The organism is Pseudomonas sp. SMN11 (assembly GCF_052041945.1).
GTDB lineage: Bacteria > Pseudomonadota > Gammaproteobacteria > Pseudomonadales > Pseudomonadaceae > Aquipseudomonas.
The window spans coordinates 1-23,912 of the sequence record NZ_JBKGGW010000056.1; the positions used below are offsets into that span (position 1 = coordinate 1).

General features: G+C 62.1%; 7 protein-coding genes. 3 read left to right on the top strand and 4 right to left on the bottom strand.

Translation table 11 applies throughout. The annotated features are described in order from the left end of the window. A partial coding sequence (locus ACLEJU_RS27480) for a retention module-containing protein (protein WP_440776762.1) occupies positions 1–13,680 on the bottom strand: 13,680 nt, incomplete at its 3' end. 507 nt (positions 13,681–14,187) lie between these two features. Between ACLEJU_RS27480 and ACLEJU_RS27485 the strand changes: the two genes are divergently transcribed. Together ACLEJU_RS27485 and ACLEJU_RS27490 are read left to right on the top strand one after the other, a co-directional pair. Then, entirely contained in the window at positions 14,188–16,344 is a 2,157-nt protein-coding gene (locus ACLEJU_RS27485) for a type I secretion system permease/ATPase (protein WP_435424220.1), read from the top strand. Continuing rightward, positions 16,334–17,710, top strand: coding sequence for an HlyD family type I secretion periplasmic adaptor subunit (locus ACLEJU_RS27490; RefSeq protein ID WP_435424221.1), 1,377 nt, complete (start codon positions 16,334–16,336; stop codon positions 17,708–17,710). The genes ACLEJU_RS27485 and ACLEJU_RS27490 overlap by 11 nt, the downstream gene beginning before the upstream one ends. Before the next feature lie 63 nt (positions 17,711–17,773). On the opposite strand, the gene ACLEJU_RS27495 is transcribed toward ACLEJU_RS27490, so the two are convergent. From ACLEJU_RS27495 to ACLEJU_RS27505, 3 genes are read right to left on the bottom strand one after another with little or no spacing between them, the layout of a single operon-like run. Next, positions 17,774–19,150 carry an HlyD family type I secretion periplasmic adaptor subunit gene (locus ACLEJU_RS27495; protein ID WP_435424222.1) on the bottom strand — a complete coding sequence of 459 codons (1,377 nt, stop codon included), beginning with the start codon at positions 19,148–19,150 and terminating at the stop codon, positions 17,774–17,776. Beyond that, entirely contained in the window at positions 19,140–21,296 is a 2,157-nt protein-coding gene (locus ACLEJU_RS27500; RefSeq protein ID WP_435424223.1) for a type I secretion system permease/ATPase, read from the bottom strand. Before ACLEJU_RS27500 ends, ACLEJU_RS27495 begins: the two co-directional genes overlap by 11 nt. A gap of 45 nt (positions 21,297–21,341) precedes the next feature. Further along, the gene (locus ACLEJU_RS27505; RefSeq protein WP_435424224.1) at positions 21,342–22,679 is read right to left on the bottom strand and encodes a TolC family outer membrane protein; all 1,338 of its coding nucleotides are present in this window, start codon (positions 22,677–22,679) and stop codon (positions 21,342–21,344) included. Positions 22,680–23,042: 363 nt separating this feature from the next. On the opposite strand from ACLEJU_RS27505, the gene ACLEJU_RS27510 reads away from it, so the two are divergent. Continuing rightward, the coding region (locus ACLEJU_RS27510; protein ID WP_440776763.1) for a retention module-containing protein at positions 23,043–23,912 on the top strand (870 nt) is incomplete at its 3' end.

Genomic DNA, 23,912 nt, shown 5'->3' on the forward strand with positions numbered 1-23,912 from the left:
CAGATTCTCGAAGTTACCGCCTGAGGCGCTGGTGATGCTGGCGCTGACCTGACCGGCATCGAGGTACGGGTTATCGCCGTGGATGGCAACCGCGACGCTGCCGGAGGTCTGGTTGGCGGCGATGCTGATACTAGGGCCATTGCTCAGGGTCACAGTCACTGGCGACTGTGCGGCATTGGTCAGGGTGGCGGTATACACGATCTGACCGCCCTCTGCGACGGTCTGTGTGGCCGACAGAGAAACCGTCGTGGTGTCCTGTACGTCGGTGACGCTGGTGCTGACCGGTGCCTGATTGGCGACCAGGTTTTCGTAGTTGCCACCGCTGACGCTGGTGATGCTGTTGGTGACGGCGGCATGACCTTGGTAGACGTCATTGCTCACGGCACCGGTAGCGGTCCCCGAACTTTGCCCGACCGGGATGGTGATGGTCTGGCCGTTGGCCAGGCTCACCACCACCGGGTTGCCGGTGACAGGGGAGCCGACGGTGGCGGTGTAGATGATGGTGCCACCTTCGGCCACGGATGGCGTGGCGGTCAGGGTCACAGTGGTGGTGTCGACGTTATCGGTGACGTTGGTCACTGCCGGAGTGCTGTTGACTCCCAGATTCTCGAAGTTGCCACCCGACGCATTGGTGATGCTGTTGCTGACTGCCGGATGGCCCTGATAGACGTCGTTGGATACCGCGGCCGTGGCGGTCCCCGAACTTTGCCCGACCGGGATGGTGATGGTCTGCCCATTGGCCAGTGTCACCACTACGGCAGAGCCGGTGACCGGCGCAGTCACCGTGGCGGTGTAAACGATGGTCCCGCCTTCAGCCACCGAAGGCGTGGCGGTCAGGCTCACGGTCGAGGTATCGACGGTATCGGTGACGTTGGTCACTGCTGGCGTGCTGTTGATTGCCAGGTTCTCGAAATTGCCGCCAGTCGCATTGGTGATCTGTGCACTGACCTGGCCGGCATCGAGGTACGGGTTATCGCCATGGGTGGCAACCGCGACGCTGCCGGAGGTCTGGTTGGCTGCGATGGTAATGGTCTGGCCATTGCTCAAAGTGACGGTCACAGGAGACTGCGCAGCATTGGTCAGGGTCGCGGTGTAGACGATCTGGCCGCCCTCAGCGACGGTCTGGGTGGCCGACAGCGAAACGGTGGTGGTGTCCTGTACGTCGGTGACGCTGGTGCTGACGGGTGTCTGGTTGGCGACCAGATTCTCGTAATTGCCGCCTGTGACTGATGTGATGTTATTGGTGATCGAGGCATGGCCTAGATAGACATCGTTGCTGACAGCACCCGTGGCGGTACCGGAACTCTGACCGACCGCAATGGTGATGGTCTGCCCGTTCGCCAGATTGACCACGACCGGGCTGCCGGTGACCGGCGCGCCCACGCTAGCGGTGTAGAGGATGGTCCCACCCTCGGCCACGGACGGTGTGGCGGTGAGGGTGACGGTGGTGGTGTCCTGGACATCGGTCACTGTGGTGCTGACCGCTGCCTTGTTCGCCATCAGGTTTTCATAGTTGCCGCCCGACACGTTGCTGATGCTGTTGCTGACGGCCGGATGGCCCTGGTAGACGTCGTTGGATACTGTGGCCGTGGCGGTCCCGGAGCTTTGCCCGACTGGGATAGTGATGGTTTGCCCGTTGGTAAGTGTCACCACCACGGCGGAGCCGGTGACTGGTGCGACCACGGTGGCGGTGTAGACGATCGTGCCGCCCTCGGCCACGGTTGGCGTGGCGGTGAGGTTGACGGTGGTGGTATCCATCACATCGCTAACGCTGGTGCTGACCTCAGACTTGTCGGCGACGAGGTTTTCGTAATTTCCGCCAGATACGTTGCTGATGCTGTTACTGACTGCAGGATGGCCCTGGTAGACGTCATTGGAGACCGCAGCCGTGGCGGTCCCTGAACTTTGCCCGACCGGAATGGTGATGCTCTGCCCATTGGCCAGTGTCACCACCACGGCAGTGCCGGTAACCGGAGCGCCGACGGTTGCGGTGTAGACGATGGTGCCGCCTTCGGTCACGGAAGGTGTAGCGGTCAGGGTCACAGTGGTGGTGTCTTGAACATCGGTGACGGTGGTGCTGACCGGCGAATAGTTGGCGACCAGGTTTTCGTAGTTGCCGCCCGTGACGGTGGTGATGCTGTTGGTGACGGCGGCATGGCCTTGGTAGACGTCATTGCTCACGGCACCGGTAGCGGTGCCCGAGCTTTGGCCAACCCCAATGCTGATGGTCTGGCCGTTGGCCAGGTTGACCACGATCGGGCTGCCGGTGACCGGGGCGTCCACACTTGCCGTGTAGACGATGGTGCCGCCCTCTGCCACGGACGGTGTGGCCGTCAGGGTGACGGTAGTAGTGTCCTGCACGTCAGTGATGGTCGTGCTGACCTGGGTTTTGTCCACGACAAGGTTTTCATAGTTACCGCCGGACACATCGCTGATGCTGTTGTTGACGGCGGCATGGCCCTGATAGACGTCATTGGAGACCGCAGCCGTGGCGGTCCCTGAACTTTGCCCGACCGGAATGGTGATGCTCTGCCCATTGGCCAGGGTCACCACCACGGCAGAGCCGGTCACCGGAGCGGTCACGGTGGCGGTGTAAACGATGGTCCCGCCTTCAGCCACCGACGGCGTGGCGGTCAGGCTCACGGTTGAAGTATCGACGGTATCGGTGACATTGGTTACCGCCGGCGTGCTGTTGACCGCCAGGTTCTCGAAGTTACCGCCTGAGACGCTGGTGATGCTGGCACTGACTGGGCCGGCATCGAGGTACGGGTTGTCGCCGTGGGTGGCAACCGCAACGCTGCCGGAGGTCTGGTTGGCGGCGATGGTGATGGTTTGCCCGTTGCTAAGGGTCACTGTCACCGGAGACTGTGCGGCATTGGTCAGTGTCGCGGTGTACACGATCTGGCCGCCCTCAGCGACGGTCTGGTTGGCCGACAGCGAAACGGTGGTGGTGTCCTGGACGTCAGTCACCGTGGTGCTGACCAGAGTCTTGTCGGCGACCAGATTCTCGTAGTTGCCGCCCGAGACATTGCTGATGCTGTTGGTAACAGCCGGATGGCCCTGATAGGCATCGTTGGATACCGTAGCCGTGGCGGTCCCGGAACTTTGCCCGACCGGAATGGTGATGGTCTGCCCATTGGTCAGTGTCACCACCACGGCTGAGCCGGTCACCGGCGCAGTCACCGTGGCGGTGTAGACGATGGTTCCCCCTTCGGCCACCGATGGCGTGGCTGTCAGAGAGACGGTCGAGGTATCGACGGTATCGGTGACGCTGGTCACAGCTGGGGTGCTGTTGACCGCCAGGTTCTCGAAGCTGCCGCCTGATGCATGGGTGATGCTGACGCTGACCTGGCCGGCATCGAGGTACGGGTTGTCGCCGTGGGTGGCAACCGCGACGCTGCCGGAGGTCTGGTTGGCGGCGATGGTGATGCTCTGGCCGTTGCTCAGGGTCACGGTCACTGGCGACTGTGCGGCATTGGTCAGGGTGGCGATGTAGACGATCTGACCACCCTCAGCCACGGTCTGGGTGGCCGACAGTGAGACCGTGGTGGTGTCCTGCACATCGGTGACGGTGGTGCTCACGGTAGCGGTACTGGCGACCAGACTTTCGTAGTTGCCACCACTGACGGCCGTGATGTTGTTGGTGACCGGGGCGTGACCCTGATAGACATCATTGGTCACCACCGCAGTGGCGGTACCGGAGCTCTGACCCTCCGCAATTGTGATGGTCTGCCCATTGGCCAGGCTGACCACCACCGGGCTGCCAGTGACGGGGGCGCCCACACTCGCCGTATAGGTAATGGTTCCACCCTCTGCCACGCTTGGTGTGGCTGTCAGGGTCACGGTCGTGGTGTCGGTCACATCGGTAACGGTGGTGCTGACCTGAGTCTTGTCTGCGACCAGGTCCTCGTAGTTGCCACCGGATAGGCTGCTGATGCTGTTGCTGACTGCCGGATGGCCCTGATAGACGTCGTTGCTGACTGCAGCCGTGGCGGTCCCAGAACTTTGCCCGATCGGGATGGTGATGGTTTGCCCATTGGCCAATGTCACCACTACGGCAGAGCCGGTGACCGGCGCAGTCACCGTGGCGGTGTAAACGATGGTCCCGCCCTCGGCTACCGACGGCGTGGCGGTCAGACTGACAGTCGAGGTGTCGACGGTATCGGTGACATTGGTTACAGCCGGCGTGCTGTTGACCGCGAGATTCTCGAAGTTGCCGCCTGATGTATGGGTGATGCTGGCGCTGACCTGCCCGGCATCGAGATATGGGTTATCGCCGTGGGTGGCAACCGCGACATTGCCGGAGGTCTGGTAGGCGGCGATGATGATGGTTTGCCCGTTGCTAAGGGTCACTGTCACCTGAGACTGTGCGGCATTCGTCAGTGTCGCGGTGTACACGATCTGCCCGCCTTCGGCCACGCTCGGCGTTGCCGACAGCGAGACCGTGGTGGTGTCCTGCACATCAGTGACGCTAGTACTGACCTGGGTCTTGTCCGCGACCAGATTCTCGTAATTTCCGCCGGATACGTTGCTGATGCTGTTGGTGACAGCGGCGTGGCCTTGGTAAACGTCGTTGCTGACGGTGCCCGTGGTGGTGCCCGAACTCAGGCCGACGGGAATGGTAATGGTCTGGCCGTTGCTCAGGTTTACGACGACCGGGCTGCCAGTGACCGGCGAGCCCACGGTGGCGGTGTAGAGGATAGACCCGCCTTCGGCTATGGAAGGCGTGGCGGTCAGGGTGACGGTGGTTGTGTCGGTGACATCGGTCACGGTGGTGCTGACCGTGGCGCTGTTGGCGACCAAGCTCTCGTAGTTGCCACCGCTGACGGCGGTGATGTTGTTGGTAACCGGGACATGGCCCTGATAGACGTCGTTGCTCACGGCAGCGGTGGCAGTGCCTGAGCTCTCGCCTACGGCAATGGTGATAGTCTGGCCATTGGCCAAGCTGACCACCACCGGGCTTCCGGTAACCGGCGCACCCATGCTGGCCGTGTAGAGGATCGTGCCGCCCTCGGCCACGGACGGTGTGGCGGTCAGCGTCACCGTGGTGGTATCGGTCACATCGGTGACAATCGTGCTGACTTGGGTCTTGTCGGCGACCATGTTCTCGTAGTTGCCGCCGGACACATCGCTGATGCTGTTGTTGACGGCGGGATGGCCCTGATAGACGTCATTGGATACCGCAGCCGTGGCGGTCCCTGAACTTTGCCCGACCGGGATGGTGATGGTTTGCCCGTTGGCCAGGGTCACCACCACGGCAGAGCCGGTAACCGGAGCGGTCACGGTAGCGGTGTAAACGATGGTCCCGCCTTCAGCCACCGACGGCGTGGCGGTCAGGCTCACGGTTGAAGTATCGACGGTATCGGTGACATTGGTTACCGCCGGCGTGCTGTTGACTACTAGGTTTTCGAAGTTGCCGCCCGATGCGCTCGTAATTTGTGCACTGATCTGTCCAGCATCGAGGTACGGGTTATCGCCGTGGGTGGCAACCGCGACGCTGCCGGAGGTCTGGTTGGCGCCGATGATGATGGTCTGGCCATTGCTCAGGGTCACGGTCACTGGCGACTGTGCAGCATTGGTCAGGGTCGCGGTGTAGACGATCTGGCCGCCCTCTCCGACGGTCTGGGTGGCCGACAGCGAAACCGTGGTGGTGTCCTGTACGTCGGTGACGCTGGTGCTGACTGGTGACTGATTGGCGACCAGATTCTCGTAGTTGCCACCGCTGACACTGGTGATGCTATTGCTGACGGCAGCATGTCCTTGATAGACGTCGTTGCTCACGGCGCCAGTCGTGGTGCCGGAGCTCTGGCCAACGGCAATGGTGATACTTTGCCCATTGGCAAGACTGACCACGACTGGGCTGCCGGTGACCGGTGCATCCACACTCGCTGTGTAGACGATGGTGCCGCCCTCGGCCACGGACGGTGTGGCCGTCAGGGTGACGGTAGTAGTGTCCTGCACGTCAGTGATGGTCGTGCTGACCTGGGTTTTGTCCGCGACAAGGTTTTCATAGTTGCCGCCGGAGACATCGCTGATGCTGTTGCTGACGGCAGGATGGCCCTGATAGACGTCATTGCTGACTGCCGCTGTGGCGGTGCCCGAACTTTGCCCGACCGGGATGGTGATGGTTTGCCCGTTGGCCAAGGTAACCACCACGGCAGAGCCGATGACTGGCGCAGTCACCGTGGCGGTGTAGACGATGGTTCCGCCTTCAGCCACCGACGGCGTGGCGGTCAGGCTCACGGTTGAAGTATCGACGGTATCGGTGACATTGGTTACCGCCGGCGTGCTGTTGACTACCAGGTTTTCGAAGTTGCCGCCCGAAGCGCTCGTGATTTGTGCACTGACCTGTCCAGCATCGAGGTACGGGTTATCGCCGTGGGTGGCAACCGCGACGCTGCCGGAGGTCTGGTTGGCGCCGATAGTGATGGTCTGGCCATTGCTCAGGGTCACGGTCACTGGCGACTGCGCGGCATTGGTCAGGGTCGCGGTGTAGAAGATCTGGCCGCCTTCAGCCACGCTCGGCGTCGCCGACAGCGAAACCGTGGTGGTGTCCTGCACGTCGGCGACGCTGGTGCTGACTTGAGTCTTGTCGGCGACCAGATTCTCGTAGTTACCACCGCTGACACTGGTGATGCTGTTGGTGACGGTCGCATGCCCTTGATAGACGTCGTTGGACACTGTACCGGTGGCGGTGCCGGAGCTTTGCCCGACCGGAATGGTGATGGTCTGCCCATTGGCCAGTGTCACCACTACGGCAGAGCCGGTGACCGGAGCGGTTACGGTGGCGGTATAAACAATGGTCCCACCTTCGGCCACGGACGGCGTGGCGGTCAAACTCACGGTCGAGGTATCGACGGTATCAGTGACGTTGGTGACTGCCGGCGCGCTGTTGACTGCCAGACTTTCGAAGTTGCCGCCCGATACGCCGGTAATTTGTGCAGTGACCTGTCCGGCATCGAGGTACGGGTTATCGCCATGGGTGGCAACCGCGACGCTGCCGGAGGTCTGGTTGGCGCCGATAGTGATGGTCTGGCCATTGCTCAGGGTGACGCTCACTGCGGTTTGCGCCGCGTTTGTCAGGGTAGCGGTATAAACAATCTGCCCGCCTTCAGCCACGCTCGGCGTCGCCGACAGCGAAACCGTGGTGGTGTCCTGCGCATCAGTGACGCTGGTACTGACGGTTGCGTGGTTGGCGACCAGATTCTCGTAGTTGCCACCGCTGACGCTGGTAATGCTGTTGGTGACGGCAGCATGTCCTTGATAGACATCGTTGCCCACGGCGCCGGTGGCGGTGCCTGAGCTCTGGCCAGCTCCAATGGTGATGGTCTGCCCATTGGCAAGGTTGACCACGACCGGGTTGCCGATGACCGGCGCATTTACTGTCGCGGTGTAGATGATGGTGCCACCCTCTGCCACGGATGGTGTGGCGGTGAGGGTGACGGTGGTGGTGTCCTGCACGTCCGTGACGGTAGTACTGACTTGGGTCTTGTCGGCGACGAGGTTTTCGTAATTTCCGCCAGATACGTTGCTGATGCTGTTGGTAACAGCTGGATGGCCCTGATAGACGTCATTGGAGACCGCAGCCGTGGCGGTTCCTGAACTTTGCCCAACCGGGATGGTGATGGACTGGCCGTTGGCTAGGGTCACCACCACGGCGGAGCCAGTGACCGGTGCGGTCACCGTGGCTGTGTACACGATCGTGCCGCCCTCGGCGACTGAAGGCGTGGCGGTCAGGCTCACGGTCGAGGTGTCGACGGTATCAGTGACATTGGTCACTGCCGGCGTGCTGTTGATTGCCAGGTTCTCGAAATTGCCGCCAGTCGCATTGGTGATCTGCGCACTGACCTGACCGGCATCGAGGTAGGGGTTATCGCCGTGGGTGGCGACGCTGACGCTGCCAGAAATCTGGTTGGCGGCGATGGTGATGATTTGCCCGTTGCTCAGGCTCACGGTCACCGGAGATTGTGCGGCATTGGTCAGTGTTGCGGTGTAGACAATCTGCCCGCCCTCAGCGACGGTCTGGGTGGCCGACAAAGAAACCGTGGTGGTGTCCTGAACGTCGGTGACACTGGTGCTGACCAGTGACTGATTGGCGACCAGGTTTTCGTAATTGCCACCGCTGACGTTGCTGATGCTGTTGGTGACGGCGGCATGGCCTTGGTAGAAGTCATTGCTCACGGCACCGGTAGCGGTGCCCGAGCTTTGCCCAACCGGAATGGTGATGGTTTGCCCGTTGGCCAGGCTCACCACCACCGGGCTGCCGGTAACCGGAGCGCCGACGGTGGCGGTGTAGACGATGGTGCCGCCTTCGGTCACGGAAGGTGTAGCGCTCAGGGTCACAGTGGTGGTGTCTTGAACATCGTTGACGGTGGTGCTGACCGGCGAATAGTTGGCGACCAGGTTTTCGTAGTTGCCACCGCTGACGCTGGTGATGCTGTTGGTGACTGCCGCGTGGCCCTGATAGACGTCGTTGGACACCGCACCGGTGGCGGTGCCGGAGCTTTGTCCAATGGCAATGGTGATGGTCTGCCCATTGGCCAGATTGACTACGACCGGGCTGCCGGTGACGGGCGCATCCACGCTGGCCGTGTAGAGGATGGTGCCCCCCTCGGCTACGGACGGTGTGGCTGTCAACGTGACCGTAGTCGTATCCGCCACATCGGACACTGTGGTGCTGACGATGGCGGTATTGGCAACTAGGTTCTCGTAGTTGCCACCACTGACGGAGGTGATGCTGTTGGTAACCGGGGCATGGCCCTGATAGACATCGTTGTCCACGGCACCAGTGATGGTGCCGGAGCTCTGACCGGCCGCGATGGTGATGGACTGGCCGTTGGCCAGGCTGACTACAACAGGGCTGCCGGTAACCGGGGCGTCCACACTTGCCGTGTAGACGATGGTGCCGCCCTCGGCCACCGACGGTGTAGCGGTGAGGGTAACGGTGCTGGTGTCCTGCACATCGGTGACGGTGGTGCTCACGGTAGCTGTGTTGACGACGAGGTTTTCGTAGTTGCCACCGGACACGTTACTGATGGCGTTGGTGACCGGGGCATGGCCCTGGTAGACGTCGTTGCCAACTAGACCGGTTGCGGTGCCGGAACTCTGGCCAACAGCGATGGTGATGGTTTGGCCATTGGTCAGGGTGACCACGACCGGACTGTCGGTGACCGGCGCCCCCACGCTGGCGGTGTAAACGATGGTGCCGCCTTCTGCCACCGATGGCGTGGCCGTAAGTGTGACGGTGGTGGTGTCGGTCACGTCGGTGACGCTGGTGCTGACCTGGGATTTGTCCGCGACCAGGTTCTCGTAGCTGCCTCCAGAAACGTTGCTGATGCTGTTACTGACTGCAGCATGGCCCTGATAGACGTCGTTGCTGACGGCCGCTGTGGCGGTCCCCGAACTTTGCCCGACCGGAATGGTGATGGTCTGCCCGCTGGCCAGCGTCACCACCACGGCAGAACCCATGACCGGTGCGGTCACCGTGGCTGTGTACACGATCGTGCCGCCCTCGGCGACTGAAGGCGTGGCGGTCAGGCTCACGGTCGAGGTGTCGACGGTATCGGTGACATTGGTCACTGCCGGCGTGCTGTTGACCGAGAGATTCTCGAAGTTACCGCCTGAGGCGCTGGTGATGCTGGCACTGACTTGGCCGGCATCGAGGTACGGGTTGTCGCCGTGGGTGGCAACCGCAACGCTGCCGGAGGTCTGGTTGGCGGGGATGGTTATGGTCTGCCCGTTGCTCAAGGTGACGGTCACTGGAGACTGTGCGGCATTGGTCAGGGTCGCGGTGTACACGATCTGACCACCTTCGGCCACGCTTGGCGTTGCCGACAGCGAAACCATGGTGGTGTCCGTCACGTCGGCGACGCTGGTGAGGACTTGAGACTTGTCCGCCACCAGGTTCTCGTAGTTACCGCCGCTCACATTGCTGATGCTGTTGCTGACGGCCGTATGGCCCTGATAGACGTCGTTGGATATTGCGGCCGTGGCGGTCCCGGAGCTTTGCCCGACCAGGATGGTGATGGTTTGCCCGTTGGCCAGGGTGACCACCACCGGGCTGCCGGTGACCGGCGCTCCCACGCTAGCGGTGTAGAGGATGGTCCCACCTTCGACCACGGACGGTGTGGCCGTCAGGGTCACAGTGGTGGTGTCTTGGACATCTGTGACTGTGGTACTGACCGGCGACTGGTTGGCGACCAGGTTTTCGTAGTTGCCGCCCGTCACATTGGTGATGCTGTTGGTGACGGTTGCATGACCCTGGTACAGGTCGTTGCCCACGGCACCGGTGGTGGTGCCTGAACTCTGGCCAACTCCAATGGTGATGGTTTGACCATTGGCCAGGTTGACCACCACCGGGTTGCCGGTCACCGGCGCATCCACCGTCGCCGTGTAGACGATGGTGCCTCCTTCGGCCACGGTTGGCGTGGCGGTGAGGGTAACGGTGGTGGTGTCCTGGACGTCAGTCACCGTGGTGCTGACCAGAGTCTTGTCGGCGACCAGGTTCTCGTAATTGCCGCCACTGATATTGGCGATACTGTTGGTGACGGCCGGATGGCCTTGATAGACATCGTTGGATACCACAGCCGTGGCGGTCCCCGAACTTTGCCCGACCGGAATAGTGATGGTCTGCCCGTTGGCCAAGGTCACTACTACGGCAGAGCCGGTGACTGGCGCCGTCACCGTCGCGGTGTAGATGATCGTCCCGCCTTCAGCCACCGATGGCGTCGCGGTGAGGCTCACGGTCGACGTATCGACGGTATCGGTCACCTGAGTCACCGCTGGCGTACTATTGATTGCCAGACTCTCGAAATTTCCACCCCAAGCGCTGGTCATAGTGACGCTGACCTGGCCTGCATCGAGATAGGGGGTTTCGCCGTGGGTGGCAACCGCGACGCTGCCGGAGGTCTGGTTGGCGGCGATGGTGACAGTCTGGCCGTTGCTCAGGGTCACGGTCACCGGAGACTGTGCCGCATTGGTCAGGGTCGCGGTGTAAACGATCTGGCCGCCCTCGGCCACGCTCGGCGTTGCCGACAGCGAGATGGTTGTAGTGTCCTGAGCATCGGTGACGCTGGTACTGACGGATGTCTGATCAGCGACCAGATTTTCATAGCTGCCGCCTGTGACCGTGGTAATGCTGTTGGTGACTGTGGCGTGGCCTTGGTAGACATCGTTGCTCGCGAAGCCGGTGGCTGTGCCTGAGCTCTGCCCCACGGCAATGGTGATGGTCTGACCGTTCGCCAAGTTGATAATTACCGGACTACCGGTAACCGGGGCGTCCATCGTAGCGGTATAGAGGATGGTGCCGCCCTCGGCCACGCTTGGGGTGGCCGCCAAGGTGACGGTGGTGGTGTCCGTCACATCGCTGATGGCGGTGCTGACCGTTGCGGTGTTGGCGACGAGGTTCTCGTAGCTGCCGCCGCTGACGCTGGTGATGTTGTTGGTGACCGGGGCGTAGCCCTGATAGGCATCGTTGCTCACGGCAGCGACAGCGGTGCCTGAGCTCTGGCCAACCGGGATAGTAATGGTTTGCCCGTTGGCCAGGTTGACCACGACCGGGCTACCGGTGACCGGGGCATCCACACTGGCGGTGTAAGTGATGGTGCCGCCTTCGGCCACCGACGGCGTGGCGGTGAGGGTGACAGTGGTGGTGTCCTGCACATCGGTGACGCTGGTGCTGACCGGCGTTGGGTTGGCCACCAACTGCTCGTAATTGCCGCCGCTGACACCGGTGATGTTGTTGCTGACTGGCGCATGGCCCTGGTAGACGTCGTTGCTGACGGCCGCCGTGGTGGTGCCTGAGTTTTGGCCGACGGCAATGGTGATGCTCTGCCCATTGGCCAGGGTCACCACTACGGGTGAGCCTGTGACCGGCGCGTTGACAGTGGCGGTGTAGATAATGGTGCCACCTTCGACCACCGACGGCGTTGCGGTCAGGGTCACGGTCGTGGTGTCGAGGGTATCGATGACCGAGGTCACCGCTGGCGTGCCGTTGACCGCCAGGCTTTCGAAATTGCCGCCTGTGGCACTGGTGATACGCGCGCTGATCAGGCTGGCATCGGCGTAGTGGTCATCGGCAGGCGCGGCCACGCTGACGCTGCCCGAGGTCTGGTTGGCCGCGATGGTGATGCTCTGCCCGTTGCTCAGGGTCACGGTGACGGCGGTCTGGCCCGGGTTGCTGAGGGTCGCTGTGTAGATGATCTGGCCGCCTTCAGCCACGCTCGAGCTCGCGCTCAGGCTGACGGTGGTGACGTCCTGGATATCACTGACGGTGGTGCTCACAGGCGTGGGGTTGGCGACCAGACTCTCGAAGTTCCCCCCGGAAACCCCGGAGATGCTGGTATTGATCTGGCCTTGCCCTTGGCCCTGATAAACATCGTTGCCGACCGGCACGCTTACCGTGCCGCTGCTCTGGCCAACCGCCACGGTGATGGTCTGGCCGTTGGCCAGGGTCACCACCACCGGCGTCCCGGTCACCGGTGCCGAGAGGCTGGCGGTATAGACAATGGTGCCGCCTTCGGCCACGGAGGGCGTGGCGGTAAGGGTGACGGTGCTGGTATCGGTCGAATCGCTGACCACGGTCAGAACGGGAGCCGGGTTGGCTTCCAGGTGCTCGAAGTTGCCCCCGGTGACGGAGGTGATGTGGGTGCTGAGGGTGGTCGTATCCTTGTACACATCATTGGCCGTCTGCAGCACCACGCTGCCGCTGCTCTGACCCGCGCCGATGCTGATGACCTGGCCATTGGACAGGGTGACCGTGACTGGCGTCTGGGCCGGGTTGCTCAGGGTCACGGTGTAGGTGATCGCGCCGCCTTCGGTCACGTTCGGGCTGGCGCTGAGAGTGGCGGTGGTGGTATCGACGGTGCCGACCACGCGGGTATCGGCCGGGGTGCCATCGATGGCGACCGGGATGCCGCCGCCGCTGGTGCCGGTGATGCTGGTCGACACGTGACGGTCTTCGGCATACGCCGTGGTGCCTGGCGTGACCGGCACGCTCACCGAGCCACTGGTCTGCCCGGCGGCAATCACGATCACCGCGCCATTGGACAAAGTTACGGTCAGCGCGCTGAGCGGCGCCTGGCCGACCGTGGCGACATACACGATGCTGCCGCCGGCCTCGCTGATCGATGGCGTCGCGCTCAATACCACGGCGGTAGCCAGTTCGGCGACCACCGCAGTGGTGGCGGTCTGTGGCCCGGCGGTGAAATCGAAGTTGAGGCTTTCGCTGAAATTCAACGGCCCGGTCTGGAAGCCGATGTTCGGGTCGACGCGGGCAGCCGTTTCCTCAAGCAGGACGAAACTGTGCCCACCGCCAAGCGCACCGCCGCCACTGCTGCCCGAGGAGTTCGGGCCGGCTGCGGTAGCTTCCAGCGCCGTGGTTGGGTCGGCACCCGCCTGGATCGCCTGCTGCAGCTGCTCCACCGACGGTGCCGTCTGCGCGGTGGCCATGCACATGTCAGTACTGTGGTCGGACGCGCTGGCGCTCCACTGGCTGTCGCGGCCCAGGTCCACATAGCGGCCATCGGTCAGCTGCAGGGTGACGGCACCGCCCACACCTGTCAGCACCTGCTCGCCTGCGAACAGGCGGTCTCCTTCGATGAGCACGCGGCGGATCCCTTCTGGCGATACCGCGATGACTTGGCCAACAATGCTTTTGACGATGGCGACGACGGTGCTCATGTGACTCTCCAGATGACTCGACCAGTGTCTTCCATGCCCCTCCGGCGCTCGAACCCGTCGGGTTGTGGAATGATTTGAAAGTGCCTCTATGGGGTGTCTGTCAAACTTCCGTAATTTGAATGCGGGTGCACTCTTTCACTGACGAAATATTGACTGATTCGCTGTTTTGCGAACGACGGCCAATCTAAAGTCATATCTTTAAATGGCTGCTTGCCAACTCTTACTTTCGTATTAGTTATATCTTCGCTGCACCGGCATGATCAGGCGTGTATGCACGCAAGCCCCGTATGCTCTGGTCCTAAGCTTGGCGGTCGGTTTCGGGAAAGTTGTAATGCAGGTTTGGCTTGCGCCTGAGGTATCACGCGTTAGTCTCTGTATAGCGCTGTTAATGGCGCTGGCTATATTCAGTAAGTGAAACCTTTAGCCAGCGATGTCGTCCGTTTGAAAGAACAGCCGGCCACTGTTGGTGGGTGCCTGTCCCAAATACCGCAAGGAAGAGAGCGCCACGTGGAATCCGAAGTCCGTCGAGCCCAGCTCAGTCACGACCCGCGTAGTCAGCACGACGATCCATTGCTGGATTGCCTGCTGACCCTCTGTGTACTGCATCAGAAACCCGCCAGCCGGGTCATGCTGACCACCGGCTTACCCTTGCCGGCCCAGCGCCTGAACGCCGAGCTGCTGCCCCGGGCCGCTGCCCGGGCCGGCCTGCAGGGGCGCCTGCTACAACGCAAGCTGGAGCAGATCCCGAGCATCGCCATGCCGGCCATGCTGCTGCTCAAGGAAGGCCGCGCCGCAGTGCTGCTGGGTTGGGAAAACGCCGACACTGCGCGGCTGCTGCTCAGCGAGAGCGATGGCGGCGAGGTGTTGATCAGTCGCGAGGCGCTACTCGGAGACTACAGCGGCAAAGTGTTCTTCGCCCAGCCGCAGCACAAGTACGACGTCAATCACGGCAATCTCATCCCGCGGGCCCAATCCTGGTTCCGCGACACGCTGCTGCGCAGTAAATGGCTGTACATGGATGCCATCGCCGCCAGCCTGGTGATCAACCTGATCGCCCTGGCCGCGCCGCTGTTCGTGATGAACGTCTACGACCGCGTGGTACCCAACCAGGCCACCTCGACCTTGTGGGTACTGGCGGTGGGCATTACCGGTGCCTACCTGTTCGACCTGATCCTCAAGGGCCTGCGCAGCCTGTGCCTGGACCTGGCCGGCAAGAAGACCGACCTGATCATCTCGGCCACGCTGTTCGAACGCATCGTCGGCATGTCGCTGAAATACCGCCCGGCGCGGGTCGGCAGCTTTGCCCAGAACATCCACGAGTTCCAGGGCCTGCGCGACTTCCTCGCCTCGCTGACCCTGACCAGCCTGATCGACCTGCCATTCACCCTGATCATTCTGATGGTCATCGCCATCGTCGGCGGCCATCTGGTGTGGATCCCGGTCCTCGCTTTCCCATTGGCGCTGGGCATCGGCTATGCCCTGCAGAAACCCCTGATGGCGACCATGGAGCGAACCATGGCGCTGGCCTCCGAGCGCCAGTCGAGCCTGATCGAAACCCTGGCCGGCCTGGACGCGGTCAAGGTCAACAACGCCGAGAGCGAGCGCCAGTACCGCTGGGAGCAGACCCTTGGGACCCTCAGCCGCCTGGAACTGCGGGTCAAGGTGCTGTCGGGCCTGGCCATGAACATCACCTTGATGATCCAGCAGATGGCCGGCGTGGCGATGATCTGCGTCGGCGTATATCAGATCATCGACGGCAACCTCAGCATGGGCGGCCTGGTGGCCTGCTACATGCTCAGTGGTCGTGCCCTCGGCCCGCTCGGGCAGTTGAACGGGTTGCTGGCACGTTACCAGCAGGCCAAGGTGACCATGGTCTCGACCAACCAGATGATGGAGCTGCCGCAGGAGCGCAACTTCGAAGAGCGCCCGCTGAGCCGCCAGGTGTTGCAGGGCGCGATCGAGTTTCGCGGTGTTGATTTCACCTACCCGAACCAGCAGAACATGGCCCTGAAGAACATCAGCCTGAACATCCGCCCGGGCGAGAAAGTCGGCATCATCGGCCGCAGTGGCTCGGGCAAGAGTTCGCTGGCCAAGCTGATTGTCGGGCTGTACGAGGCGGACAACGGCTCGCTGCTGGTGGACGGCGTGGACATTCGCCAAATCGACGTCAGCGAACTGCGCCACAACGTCGGTTACGTGCCGCAGGACATCCAGTTGCTGGCCGGTACCTTGCGCGACAACCTGGTCAGCGGGGCGCGCTATATCGAGGACGAGCTGATCCTGCAAGCCGCCGAACTGGCAGGCGTGCACGAGTTCGCCCGGCTGCACCCGGACGGCTACGAGCTGCAGGTCGGCGAGCGTGGCCAGAACCTCTCCGGTGGCCAGCGGCAGAACGTCGCCCTGGGTCGTGCGTTGCTGCTCAACCCGCAGATTCTGCTGCTCGATGAACCCACGGCGGCCATGGACAATACCGGCGAAGAACGCCTCAAACAGCGCCTGCAGGCGGTGATCGAGAACAAGACCGTGCTGCTGGTGACCCACCGCGCCTCGCTGCTGACGCTGGTCGACCGGCTGATCGTCATCGATCGCGGCCAGGTGGTCGCCGATGGCCCGAAAGCCTCCGTCATGGATGCACTGAAGAAGGGGCAGATCAGTGTTGCATAAGCTCGATATCGGTCAGTTCAAGGACAACCTGCGCCGCTATTTCAAGGGCTCCGACTCGCTGCACGGGCAGCCGCTGCCGGAGGTCAATAAAGCGCTCATCGAAGACGCCCCACGCGTCGTGCGCCTGACCATCTGGGGCGTGATCGCGTTCTTCCTGTTCCTCATCGTCTGGGCCAGCTTTGCTGAAGTCGACGAAGTTACCCGAGGCGAGGGCAAGGCCATTCCGTCTTCCAAGGTGCAGAAGGTACAGAACCTGGAGGGCGGCATCGTCGCGCAAATCTACGCCAAGGAAGGGGAGGTCGTCGAAGTCGGCCAGCCGCTGTTACGCTTGGACGAAACGCGCTTTGCCTCCAACAAGGGTGAAACCGAGGCCGATCGCCAGGCCATGGCCTTGCGGGTCGAGCGCCTGAGCGCCGAGGTGGAGGACCGCCCGCTCAACATCGACCCCGAGTTGCGCAAGGCCGCACCTAGCCAGGCGGTTAGCGAGGCGTCCTTGTACGAAAGCCGCAAACAGCAGTTGCATGACGAAATCGCCGGGCTGGAAGCGCAGCTGGTGCAGCGTCAGCAGGAACTGCGCGAGTTCAACTCCAAGCGCGCCCAGTACAGCAACAGCCTGCAATTGCTACGCGAGGAGATCGGTATGTCCGAGCCTTTGGTGGCCAAAGGTGCGGTCTCCCAGGTAGAAATCCTTCGTCTGCGCCGCTCGGAAGTGGAAACCCGAGGCGAGGTGGACGCCACCTCGCTGGCTATCCCCCGCGCCGAAGCAGCCGTGCGCGAGGTGCAGAGCAAGATCGAAGAAACCCGTGGCAAGTTCCGCAGTGACGCCCTGACCCAGCTCAACGAAGCCCGTGCCGACCTGAACAAAGCCAACGCCACCAGCAAAGCGCTGGACGACCGCGTGCACCGCACCCTCGTCACCTCGCCGGTGCGCGGCATTGTCAAGCAACTGCTGGTGAATACAGTAGGTGGCGTGATCCAGCCTGGCAGCGACATCATCGAGATCGTGCCGCTGGACGACACATTGGTGATCGAGGCGAAGATCCTGCCCAAGGACATCGCTTTTCTGCATCCAGGTCAGGAAGCTACGGTCAAGTTCACGGCGTATGACTACACCATTTATGGCGGGCTCAAGGCCAAGCTGGAGCAGATTGGCGCCGACACCATCACTGATGAAGACAAGAAGACCACGTATTACCCGATTCGGCTACGCACCGAGAGCAGCCACCTGGGTTCGGATGCCAAGCCCTTGCAGATCATCCCGGGGATGGTGGCCACGGTGGACATCATGACCGGTGAAAAGACGATCATGAGTTATCTGCTCAAACCCATCATCAAGGCGCGCACCGAAGCCCTGCGCGAGAGATGACTGCCTTGCGCAGAAGTTGAAAAGCCTGCGGGGTTCCTGTGGGAGCGCGCAGGCCTTTACAAGCTACCGCTCGCGCAACGCCTCGCTGCGGGCTTTCATGATCGGCTTGAGCAGGTAGCTCATGATGGTTTTCTCACCGGTCATGATGTCCACCGTGGCCACCATCCCGGGGATGATCAGCAAGGGCTTTTCATCGCTGCCGAGGTGGCTGCGGTCGGTGCGCAGGCGGATCAGGTAGTAGGTGGTTTTCTTGTCCTCATCGGTGATGGTGTCGGCGCCGATCTGCTCCAGCTTGGCCTTGAGTCCGCCATAAATGGTGTAGTCATACGCCGTGAACTTGACCGTAGCTTGCTGGCCAGGGTGCAGGAAGGCGATGTCTTTGGGCAGGATCTTCGCCTCGATCACCAGCGTGTCGTCCAGCGGCACTATCTCGACGATGTCGCTACCGGGCTGGATCACGCCGCCGATGGTGTTGACCAGCAGTTGCTTGATGATGCCGCGTACCGGCGACGTCACCAGGGTGCGGCTGACCCGGTCATCCAGCGCCTTGCTGGTGGCGGTAGCCTTGTTCAGTTCGGTGCGCGCCTCGTTGAGCTGGGTCAGGGCGTCACTGCGGAACTTGCCTCGGGTTTCCTCGATCTTGCTCTGCACTTCGCGGATCGCGGCCTCGGCACGGGGTATCGCCAGTGCCGTGGCGTCCATCTGGCCGCGGTTTTCCACCTCGGAACGGCGCAAACGCAGGATCTCTACCTGGGAGACCGCACCTTGCGCCACCAGTGGCTCGGACATGGCGATTTCCTGGCGTAGCAACTGCAGGCTGTTGGCGTACTGGGCGCGCTTGGAGTTGAACTCGCGAAGTTCCTGCTGGCGCTGCACCAGCTGCTGTTCGAGGCCGGCGATTTCGTCATGCAACTGCTGTTTGCGGCTCTGGTAAAGCGACTCTTCACTGGCTGTCTGGTTCGGCGCAGCCTTGCGCAATTCAGGATCGATGTTCAGTGGGCGGTCCTCCACCTCGGCGCTCAGGCGCTCGACCCGAAGCGCCATGGCCTGGCGGTCGGCCTCGGTCTCGCCAACGTTGGAGGCGAAGCGCGTTTCATCCAGGCGGAGCAACGGCTGGCCGACTTCGACGATCTGCCCTTCCTTGGCATAGATCTCGGCCACGATCCCGCCTTCAAGGTTCTGGATCTTCTGCAACTTGGACGACGGAATGGCCTTGCCCTCACCCCGGGTGACTTCATCGACCTTGGCCAAACTGGCCCAGACGATGAGGAACAGGAAGAACGCGATCACGCCCCAGATGGTCAGCCGCACCACGCGCGGCGCATCCTCGATCAGCGACTTGCCGACTTCGGGCAGGGGCTGGCCGGCTAGTGACTCAGAGCCTTTGAAATAGCGGCGCAGGTTGTCTTTGACCTGCGCGAAATCAAGCTTATGCGACACTGATCTGCCCCTTCTTCAGCGCATCCATGACAGAGGCCTTCGGGCCATCCGCGACGATCTGCCCGCGATCAATGACGATCAGGCGGTCTACCAGCGACAGCAGCGAGGCACGGTGGGTGACCAGCAACACGGTCTTGCCCTCGATGACCGGCTGCAGGCGCTGTTTGAGGCGTTCTTCACCGGTGTTGTCCATGGCGCTGGTCGGTTCGTCCAGCAGCAGGATCTGTGGGTTGAGCAGAAGCGCACGGCCCAGGGCCACGTTCTGCCGCTGGCCACCGGAGAGGTTCTGGCCACGCTCGCCGACCTGCAGCTCGTAGCCATCGGGGTGCAGCCGGGCAAATTCGTGCACGCCGGACAGCTCGGCGGCCTGGAGGATCAGCTCGTCTTCGATGTAACGCGCGCCGCTGACCAGGTTGTCACGCAGGGTGCCGGCCAGCAGCTGGATATCCTGCGGTACGTAGCCGATGTTGTGGCGCAGTTCGCTGACGTCGATCTGGCGAATGTCCACGCCGTCCACCAGTAGCGAGCCTTTATCTGCCTCGTAAAGCCCCACGATAAGTTTGGCCAGCGAGCTTTTGCCCGAGCCGCTGCGGCCTATGATGCCGATTTTCTCGCCCGGCTTGACCGCCAGGTTGATGCCTTTGAGGGCCTGGTTCTGCTGATTGGGGTAGGTGAACTCGACGCCGCGAAACTCGATGGCGCCTTGCAGCACCTGGCGGCTCAGCGGGCGCTCTTCGAAATTGCGCTCTTGCGGCAGTTCCATCATCTGGTCGGTGGAGGCCATGGTCACCTTGGCGTGCTGGTAGCGGGCAAGCAGGCCATTGAGCTGGCCCAACGGGCCGAGGGCGCGGCCGCTGAGCATGTAGCAGGCCACCAGGCCGCCCATGGTCAAGCTGCCATCAATGATGAGGTACACCCCCACACAGATCATCGCCACGCCGGCCAACTGCTGGATCAGCATCGTGATGTTCATGGCCAGGCTCGACAGCATCTTGACACGTAGCTCCAGGCGGCTGAGGGTGCCGAGGGTCTGCTCCCACATGTACTGGCGCTCGCTCTCGGCGTTATTGACCTTCACCGCATCCAGGCCAGCCAGGGTCTCGATCAGGCTCGACTGGCGCTCCGATGCCAGCGCCATGGTGCGTTCCATGGTTGCCATTAGCGGTTTTTGCAGGGCATAGCCGATGGTCAGCGCCAACGGGAAGGCCAGGATCGGGATCCATACCAGATGCCCGCCAATGACGGCGATGACCAGCAGCACCAGCAAGGTAAAGGGCAAGTCAATCAGGCTGGTCAGGGTCAGCGAGGCGAGGAAGTCGCGAAGGCCCTGGAATTCGTGAATGTTCTGCGCATAGCTGCCGACCCTCGCCGGGCGGTACTTCATCGACATGCCGACGATGCGTTCGAACAGCGTGGCCGACACGATCAGGTCGGTCTTCTTGCCAGCCAGGTCAAGGCACAGGCTGCGCAAGCCTTTGAGAATCAGGTCGAATACGTACGCGCCGGTGATGCCTAGCGCGAGCACCCACAGGGTCGAGGTGGCCTGGTTCGGTACCACGCGGTCATATACGTTCATCACGAACAGCGGCGCGGCCAGGGCGATCAGGTTGATCACCAGGCTGGCGGCGATGGCATCGACATACAGCCATTTGCTGCGCAGCAAGGTATCGCGGAACCACGAGCGGGTCCGCGGAATGAGGTTGCCGTGATTGACGTCGTACTTGTGCTGTGGCTGGGCAAAGAACACCTTGCCGCTGTAGTCGCTCTCCAGTGCCTCCCGGCGGACCAGTACCTCGCCACCGTCACTCTCGCTGAGCAGCAGGCGGGCAGTCGTTTCGCTCTCCCAGCCCAACAGGACGGCGGCGCGGCCATCCTTGAGCAGCAGCATGGCCGGCATGGCAATGCCCGGGATCTGCTCCAGCTTGCGCTGCAGCAGCCGGCCTTGCAGGCCGGCACGGGCAGCGGCGCGCGGGAGCAGCTCCATGGTCAGGCGCTGGGCCTCCAGCGGCAGCCCGGTGGTGAGCATGGCCCGGCTGGCGGGCTTCTGATGCAGGACACACAGGGTCAGCAGGCTATCCAGTAACGGATCGTCATGCTGACTGCGTGGATCGTGGTTGAGCTGGACTCGGCTGACTTCGGATTCCACGCGGTGCTCTCTTCAAACCATACGGGTGATCAGGGGGCGAGCGCCTCAGTTCATGCCTGGGAGGCTCACATTGGGTTTCATGTCGTTCTGCACGACGGTTGCCATCGGGGCGACCACGCCTTGGCTCTTCAGCAGCTGGCCCATGGTTGCCTTGATGCGGTACTGCGTATACACCTGAATGTTCTTCACTTCCACCAGACGGCGCTGGGCGGTGAAGGTCTCGTTCTCACTGTCGAGCAAGTCGAGCAGTGTCCGCTCACCAAGCGTGAACTGTTGCTGGTAGGCGCTGCGCACACGGATGCTGTGATCGACGTACTGCTGGGCGATCGGCACCTGGGCATTGGCGTTTTCCAGGGCGTTCCAGGCCAGGCCCAGTTCCTCATTGAGCTGACGCAGCGCGTTGTTGCGGATATCCAGCGCCTGGTTGGCCAGGTACGACTTCGACTCGAGGTCGGCCTTGTTGCTGCCGCCATTGTACAGGTTGAAGTTCATCCGCAGCATTGCCTGCCACTCGTTGTTATGACCTTGTACACCATCGATGTTGTTATCGGCGGTGCGGCCGAGTTGCGCATCGAAACGTGGGTAGAAGGTCGATTTGGCCGTTTCGTACTGCTTTTCCGCTGCCGCAATGTCGGCCTCGGCCGAACGCAGGATCGGGCTGTTTTCAATCAGCTGATGGCGCGCCTCGTCGAGGTTGGCGGGCAGCAGGTCCATGAATGGCGCGGGCGCGCTCAGCTCGTCCGGCATCTGGCCGACCACGCTGAGGTAGTTGGTGTTGGCGTCGGCGAGGTTGGTCTGTTCGGTGATCAGGTTGTTGCGGGCCTGGGCCAGGCGCGCCTCAGCCTGGTCAAGGTCGGCGTAGCGGCCAACGCCGCGGCTGGTGCGCAGCTTGATCTGGTCGAGAACGCGTTCGTGATTGCTCAGGTTGTCCTGGGCCAGGCGCACCATCTCGCGGCGGGTCAATACGTCCAGGTAGACCTGCGCCACTTCCAGTGCAGTGCGCTCGGAGGTGCCGAGCAGCGAATAAGCGCGGGAGTTGACGGTGGCCTGCTGGCGGCCGACTTCGTTGGACGTTGCGAAGCCATCGAAGACCATCTGTCGCAGATTGATGGCCGACTCACCGCGATTCAAGGTTTCCCTGCGGTTGGCAGTGCTTGGGCTGTCGGTGCCTTCGCGGCCGTAACCGGCAGTCAGGTCGACCTTGGGCAGGTATCCACCTTTGGCTGCGCGCAGTTGATAATCCGCGGCCGTCCGGGCATTCACTCCGGCCTGGATTTCGGGATGGACCTCGAGCGCTTTCTGCATGGCTTCAGGCAGGGTCTGGGCCTGGACGAAGCTGATGGAAAGGGCGAACGGAAGAGCAGCGAATACAGATGCACGCATGTTTTTAGATGATCCCGGTGAATGCTTGTCGCAAATCACGGCCGAAGCCGATCCCGCCTGCTAAATGGCAACCTTGAATGACCGTAAGTGGACCGTTCCGAAGAGGTACCGCGAAAAGTACGAGGAAGGGTTACAAAGGTGAAACATATCAATGTGACATTACCCGGCCAATTGTTTAGGATGGCGGAATGAAGGTCAATACTTTGGCATAAAGTTAATTCCCTTCCGTTATAGACAGATTATTGACGGAAAATTGGCGTCAATAAAAACGCTTATGTACCCCTAAATTTCACAGCGCATAGCGGCGTTTGAAGGCCGGCTAGGCAAGAAGCCCACTTGAGCGGCTATTCCGGAGAGTCTCCAATGAGCAGTGTTGTTGCCATCGTCAAAAGCATTGTTGGCCAAGTGATCGCAGTATCCCCAGAAGGCATTCGTCGCGTTCTGATCGAGGGTGATCGGCTCATGGCCGGCGATCAGGTGCTCACTGGGGTTGGCGGGGCAATAACACTGGAACTCTCCGATGGGCGTACCTTGGACCTTGGGCGTGATACCCAATGGAGCGCGGACGCACCGGACAGCATCACCGACCTGAGCCAGGCCGCTGCCCAGGCCGCGCCTTCGGTTGAGGAGTTGCAACAGGCCATCGCTGCGGGCGCTGACCCGACCACCGAACTGGAAGCGACCGCAGCGGGCCCGGCTGCTGCAGGTGGTGGCTCGGTGGGTGGCGGCCACTCGTTCGTGATGCTGGAAGAAACGGCAGGTGTAGTTGACCCGACTATCGGCTTCCCCACCGGCCCGATCGGTTTCGAGACCCAGCTCGCCGAGCAGGAAGTTGGTGCGCTCGATACCAGCAACAATGGCGACAACACCGTAACCACGCCGATCACTACGGGTCTCTCGCTGAGTGCCACGCCAAGCATTACCGAAGCGGGCGGTGTGATCGTCTACACCGCGACCGTGGGCCAGGCGCCGCTCACTGACCTGACCATCACCCTTTCCAATGGCCAAGTGATCGTCATCACTGCTGGCCAGACCACGGGCACAATCAGCGTCACCATCCCGCCAAACGATACGCCATACATCGATGGCAGCGAGATCTCCACCACCATCACGGGCACCACTGGCGGTGGTATCACCGTAAACCCGGATCCGACCCCGGCAGTGACCCAGATCGTCGACACGATCGATACCACCACCGTGGCGGTTTCTGCCGAGCCGGCGAAGGAAGGCGAC